The organism is Pseudomonas sp. SDO524_S393 (genome assembly GCF_054071875.1).
This window is the reverse complement of record NZ_JBSVVZ010000134.1, coordinates 1-5072: the sequence shown is the minus strand read 5'-3', so window position 1 is coordinate 5072 and position 5072 is coordinate 1. Positions and strand designations below refer to the sequence as shown.

The following is a 5072-nucleotide window of genomic DNA, read 5'->3' as shown; positions in this document are numbered from 1 at the left end:
GATGTCTCCGGTTTCAGATGTAAACGATGTGTCCGGTTCTACACCCGCGCTGGGGTGCGAAGCACCCCCCAAAGTAGACACCGTATTCTGCCTGGCAGAATGCGGTGTTTTCATTAGGGCGGCTGCGCCACCCAGCGCGGGACAAGCCCGCTCACTACAATAACAGCGCATATTCCCTGTAACGGGCTTGCCCATGAAGAGGCCTGCAGGTTCACCGATGAGTCTGGATCAGCTCCAGACCCCTTCGCCCACCAACCTTTCCCGATCATGCGCGCCATCAAACCTCTGCAACGGTCCTTTCGGCACAATCCCCGTCGGGTTGATGGTGCGATGGCTTGCGTAGTAATGCCCCTTGATATGCGCAAAATCCACCGTCTCGGCCACCCCCGGCCACTGGTACAGCTCCCGTAGCCAGTTCGACAGGTTCGGGTAGTCCGCAATCCTGCGCAAATTGCATTTGAAGTGGCCGTAGTACACCGCATCGAAACGAATCAGCGTGGTGAACAGGCGCACATCGGCTTCGGTCAGGTACTCACCGGCCAGGTAACGATGATCGGCGAGGTGTCGCTCCAGGTGGTCCAGCTCGGCAAACACATCCTCAAACGCACGTTCATAGGCTTGCTGCGACGTGGCGAACCCTGCGCGGTAAACGCCATTGTTCACGGCAGGATAGATACGCTCGTTCAGCGCGTCGATGCTCGCGCGCAGCGCTTCGGGGTAGAAGTCCAGGGTATTGCCGGTCAACCCGTTGAACGCGCTGTTGAACATGCGGATGATCTCCGCCGATTCATTGCTCACGATGCGCTTGAGCTTCTTGTCCCACAGCACAGGTACCGTGACGCGGCCTGTGTAGTCGGCGGTATCGGCGGTGTAGCGTTGGTGCATGAAGGCGAAATCATCGAGCTTGTCGCCAGTCGAACCGTGGGCCTTGTCGAAGGTCCAGCCGTTTTCCAGCATCAGCCAACTGACCACCGATACGTCGATCAGGCTTTCCAGGCCCTTGAGCTTGCGCAGGATCAGAGTGCGATGGGCCCAGGGGCAGGCCAGGGACACATAGAGGTGATAGCGACCGGGCTCCGCCTCGAAGCCGCCTTCGCCACTCGGGCCGGGCGAGCCATCGGCGGTCACCCAGTGGCGGCGTTGTGCCTGTTCGCGTTGGAAAGCGCCGTCTGCGCTACTTTCGTACCACTGGTCTTTCCAGTGTCCTTCGATCAGCAAACCCATGACTGGCCCCTTGGCTAATAAGCGTTGGAGACCAGTCTAAAGGGCTGAGTTCGATTTAAAAGCGCAAAGACCGGGCGTGAATTATCGATTAGATCGATTTGTCCCGCGCAGCCCAATATTGCCGGGCCAGGACGAACGCTTGCTCCCGTGATTGACCCAGGCCGCGCAGGGCCAGGGCCATGGTGGAAATCAGCGCCAGTTGCGGGTAGCTGTCTTCGACATCGCCGCGCCACACGGTCTTCAGATGTTCGGGCTCCAGGCTGGCCGGTTTGACGTGTCGCTGGGCGGAGAGGGCGGGCCATTCTTCGTCCCAGCTTTCGCCGCCGGTGGTGCCGTACAAATGGCTGGCGGAGTCGGGGTTGATTTCGATCTCGCCGCCATCGCCCTTCACTACGATCACGTTGTCCCCCAGCAAGCCGCTGGCATCACGGTGCACGCCCTGATAACCGGGGTGGAAAATGCTTTGCAGGCCCAGGCGCGCGTTCAGCGGATTGAGCAGACGCGCCAGGGAGTGGATGGGCGAACGCAGGCCCAGGGTGTTGCGCAAATCGATCATGCGCTGCAACTGCGGCGCCCAATCCCCCAGCGGGATAAACGCCAGGTTGCCACGCTCATAGGCGGCCTCGACCTGCTGCCAGTTGCGGCACAGCGGAATCTGCAAGCCTTCCAGCAATTGCTCGGTGTACAAGCGGCCCGCCGTATGCGCACCGCCGCCGTGCATGAGGATGCGCACACCGTTTTGCGCCAGGCACTTGGCTGCCAGCAGGTACCACGGCAGGTGGCGCTTCTTGCCGGCGTAGGTGGGCCAGTCGATAGCGACGTTCAAGGCCGGGGCATCCAGGCGTTCGCGCACGGCTTCGGTGAACCCGGCAAGTTCCTCCGGGCTTTCTTCCTTGTGACGCAGCAGCATCAGGAAGGCGCCGAGCTGGGTGTCTTCGACTTTTTCGTCGAGCAGCATACCCATGGCCTCACGGGCTTCCTCGCGGGTGAGGTTGCGCGCGCCGCGCTTGCCTTTGCCCAGGATGCGCACGAACTGCGCAAACGGGTGCTCGGCAGGAGTTTCCAGAGTCAGTGGGGCAAAGTCGGTCATAAGCAATTCGTCGGCCTGGGCAGGCCCGCCAGCTTGGCGGCGAGTTTGGCGGGAGTGCCGTTGAACAGTTTGTTGAGGTGCAGGCTGTTGCCCTTTTCCGGGCCCAGCTTCAGCGCGGTGTACTTGATCAAGGGCCGCGTGGCCGGGGACAGCTGGAATTCGGCATAGAACTGGCGCAGCAGTTCGAGGATTTCCCAGTGAGCCGGGCCCAGCTCCAGGGGCTCGGCGGCGGCCAGGGCCTCGGCGACTTCGGCGGACCAGTCATTCAGGTCGACGAGGTAGCCGTCCTTGTCCAGTTCCAGGGTGCGTGCGCCTACGGTCAGGGTGTTCATAGCCAACTGTTGACCTTGTCGTAATCGATCGACAGTTGCACGAAGCCTGGGTAATCCACGCTATCGGCCCAGTCCGGGAGCGGCAGGTTGCGCGCCTGCAGGTCTTCAGCCAGTACGAAGACCTTCACGCCTTTGGTTTGCAGCGCAGGATTGTGCAGGCCGTAGGCACCGTCGCCGCACAGCAGGATGGCATCTTGAGTGCCGCACACGCGCAGGCAACTGACCAGCCGGCTGTCGGTAAAGGGCGAGTGGGAAATCACATGTAACGTCGACATCAGAGGGTCACCACCTGGTCGTAACGGTCTATCAGGCTGGCGATGCCGGCATCGTCCAGCGGCTGGGCGCTGTCTGGGGCCGCAAGCCCGCGTTCGGCCAGACTGTGCTGGCAGGTGAACACCTCGTCGATGCCGAACAGACCCAGCGCTTGCAGGTTGGCGCCGAGGTCCTTTTGCTGCACGGCTTTGGCGTTCTGGTTCGGCGCCAGCTGGAACACGCCATCGTCCATGAACAGCAGGCCGATGGGCAGATCGAAGGCGCCGCCGGCCAGCACGATATCCAGGGCCTCCCGCGCGCTTGGCCCGGACCACGGTGCCTGGCGGCTGATCACCAATAAGGATTTGGACATGTCACGGCCCTCCAAAGCAGATCAGGCGGTCGGCGGCCTGGATGGCGTCATGCAATTGGCCCAGGCCCGACAGCGCCCAGGGTGCATTGAGGTTCACGGCGCTGCGTTGATAACGCGTGGCTTCTTCGCTGTCGAGCACGCCACGGCGCAGGGCGGCGGCGATGCAGACCACGCCGTCGAGCTGGTGCTGGCTGACGAACTCGCGCCATTGGCGGGCGATGTCCGGCTCATCCTGGGGGGCGACGATGTTGCTGGAGGCGCTGTACACGCCGTCCTGATAGAAAAACAGCCGCACAATCTCGTGCCCACCCGCCAGTACAGCCTGGGCAAACAGCAGGGCACGGCGCGAGGAGGGCGCATGGGCGGCGGAAAACAGGGCAATCGCAAACTTCATGGAACACTCTGCAGGCAAACGTGGGCCAATGATAAAGCCGTCGCCCTGAAAAAGCCCGCCGTGATCAAAACGGTCACTCACGCTGACCGTTCCGGCGATTGTCGGCGGATGCAAGGCTGCCTAGTCTGTGGGCATCCGAAACGGAAATGGAGTGCCCATGCCTGGTCCCTTGGCGTCCCTCAAAGTGCTGGATTTTTCCACCTTGCTGCCCGGCCCGTTCGCCTCCTTGCTGCTGGCGGACATGGGCGCCGAGGTGCTGCGCATCGAATCACCCACGCGCAGCGACCTGCTGCGGGTGTTGCCGCCCCACGACCGTGGGACGTCGGCGAGCCATGCCTACCTCAACCGCAACAAGCGCAGCCTGGCGCTGGACCTCAAACAGGCCGAGGCACTGGAGATCGTGCGCGCGCTGGTCAAGGACTATGACATTGTCCTGGAACAATTCCGGCCCGGGGTGATGGACCGTCTGGGCCTGGGGTACGAGGCCTTGCAGGCGATCAACCCCCGGCTGATTTATGTCTCGATCACCGGCTACGGCCAGACCGGGCCTTACAAAGACCGTGCCGGACACGACATCAACTACCTGGCCCTGGCCGGCGTGGCCAGTTACACCGGGCGTCGGGACAGCGGGCCGGTGCCGTTGGGCGTGCAGGTGGCGGATGTGGGGGGTGGTTCGCTGCATGCGGTGGTGGGGTTGTTGGCGGCGGTCATCGCTCGGCAGCAGAGTGGGCTCGGCCAGTACCTGGACGTGAGCATGACCGACTGCTCGTTCAGCCTGAACGCCATGGCCGGTGCAGGTTACCTGGCGTGCGGAGTGGAACCGGAGCGGGAAGGACAGGTACTGAATGGCGGCAGTTTTTACGATTACTACCGCACGCGGGATGGGCGCTGGATGGCCGTCGGCAGCCTGGAGCCCGGCTTCATGCAGCAATTGTGTGACACGCTGGGGCGCCCGGAGTTGGCGGCGCTGGGGCTGTCGCCCAAGCTCAAGCAGGCGCTGCAGGTCGAATTCGAGAAGCGCAGTTTTGATGAGTTGTGTGAGTTGTTTGCCGGGGTGGATGCCTGTGTGGAGCCGGTATTGAGCCTGAGCGAGGCCGTGGAGCATCCACAACTCAAGGCGCGTGAGTTGGTGAGCCAGGTGCCACGGGGGGACGGTTCGACCCAGGCGCAACTGGCTTGCCCGCTGAAGTTTTCACAAGGTTTGCCGGCACCTCGGCATATCGGGGCTGCGGTAGGCGCGCACACTGATGAAGTGCTGACGGAGTGGGGGGTCAGCGCTCAGCGGATAGCTGAACTGCGCAGTGCCGGAGTGGTTGGGTAGTGTCTGGACTGGCGCTTTCGCAGGCAAGCCAGCTCCCACATTGACTACGCGGCGCGGTCAAAATGTGGGAGCTGGCTTGCCTGCGA

7 protein-coding genes are annotated in these 5072 nt (G+C 62.7%); 1 reads left to right on the top strand and 6 read right to left on the bottom strand.

What is annotated here, in order from left to right:
- Positions 1 to 228 precede the first annotated feature (228 nt).
- The 6 genes from ACW9IB_RS29250 to tusD all read right to left on the bottom strand — a co-directional run bounded on the left by ACW9IB_RS29250 (position 229) and on the right by tusD (position 3665).
- Positions 229 to 1224 carry a glutathione S-transferase family protein gene (locus tag ACW9IB_RS29250; RefSeq protein WP_457416777.1) on the bottom strand — a complete coding sequence of 332 codons (996 nt, stop codon included), beginning with the start codon at positions 1222 to 1224 and terminating at the stop codon, positions 229 to 231.
- Between the two features lie 88 nt (positions 1225 to 1312).
- A complete protein-coding gene (locus ACW9IB_RS29245; RefSeq protein ID WP_457416779.1) occupies positions 1313 to 2296 on the bottom strand; it encodes a glycosyl transferase family protein in 984 nt (327 codons plus the stop codon).
- A gap of 14 nt (positions 2297 to 2310) precedes the next feature.
- Positions 2311 to 2646: a TusE/DsrC/DsvC family sulfur relay protein gene (locus ACW9IB_RS29240; protein WP_457364115.1), complete on the bottom strand. Its 336-nt coding sequence runs from the start codon at positions 2644 to 2646 to the stop codon at positions 2311 to 2313.
- Positions 2643 to 2921, bottom strand: a complete 279-nt coding sequence (gene tusB, locus ACW9IB_RS29235) for a sulfurtransferase complex subunit TusB (RefSeq protein WP_457416775.1) — start codon at positions 2919 to 2921, stop codon at positions 2643 to 2645. Before tusB ends, ACW9IB_RS29240 begins: the two co-directional genes overlap by 4 nt.
- A complete protein-coding gene (gene tusC, locus ACW9IB_RS29230; RefSeq protein WP_457416773.1) occupies positions 2921 to 3271 on the bottom strand; it encodes a sulfurtransferase complex subunit TusC in 351 nt (116 codons plus the stop codon). The genes tusB and tusC overlap by 1 nt, the downstream gene beginning before the upstream one ends.
- 1 nt (position 3272) lies before the next feature.
- Positions 3273 to 3665, bottom strand: coding sequence for a sulfurtransferase complex subunit TusD (gene tusD / locus ACW9IB_RS29225; protein ID WP_457416771.1), 393 nt, complete (start codon positions 3663 to 3665; stop codon positions 3273 to 3275).
- A gap of 157 nt (positions 3666 to 3822) precedes the next feature.
- Here tusD and ACW9IB_RS29220 point away from each other — a divergent pair, with 157 nt between their 5' ends.
- Positions 3823 to 4986: a CaiB/BaiF CoA transferase family protein gene (locus ACW9IB_RS29220; protein WP_457416769.1), complete on the top strand. Its 1164-nt coding sequence runs from the start codon at positions 3823 to 3825 to the stop codon at positions 4984 to 4986.
- The last annotated feature ends 86 nt before the right edge of the window (positions 4987 to 5072 follow it).

Bases quoted from the DNA above. Each gene is read 5' to 3' on its own strand.
- ACW9IB_RS29250 (WP_457416777.1), bottom strand. From the start codon at position 1,224: ATGGGTTTGCTGATCGAAGGACACTGGAAAGACCAGTGGTACGAAAGT.
- ACW9IB_RS29240 (WP_457364115.1), bottom strand. From the start codon at position 2,646: ATGAACACCCTGACCGTAGGCGCACGCACCCTGGAACTGGACAAGGAC.
- tusB (WP_457416775.1), bottom strand. From the start codon at position 2,921: ATGTCGACGTTACATGTGATTTCCCACTCGCCCTTTACCGACAGCCGG.
- tusC (WP_457416773.1), bottom strand. From the start codon at position 3,271: ATGTCCAAATCCTTATTGGTGATCAGCCGCCAGGCACCGTGGTCCGGG.
- tusD (WP_457416771.1), bottom strand. From the start codon at position 3,665: ATGAAGTTTGCGATTGCCCTGTTTTCCGCCGCCCATGCGCCCTCCTCG.
- ACW9IB_RS29220 (WP_457416769.1), top strand. From the start codon at position 3,823: ATGCCTGGTCCCTTGGCGTCCCTCAAAGTGCTGGATTTTTCCACCTTG.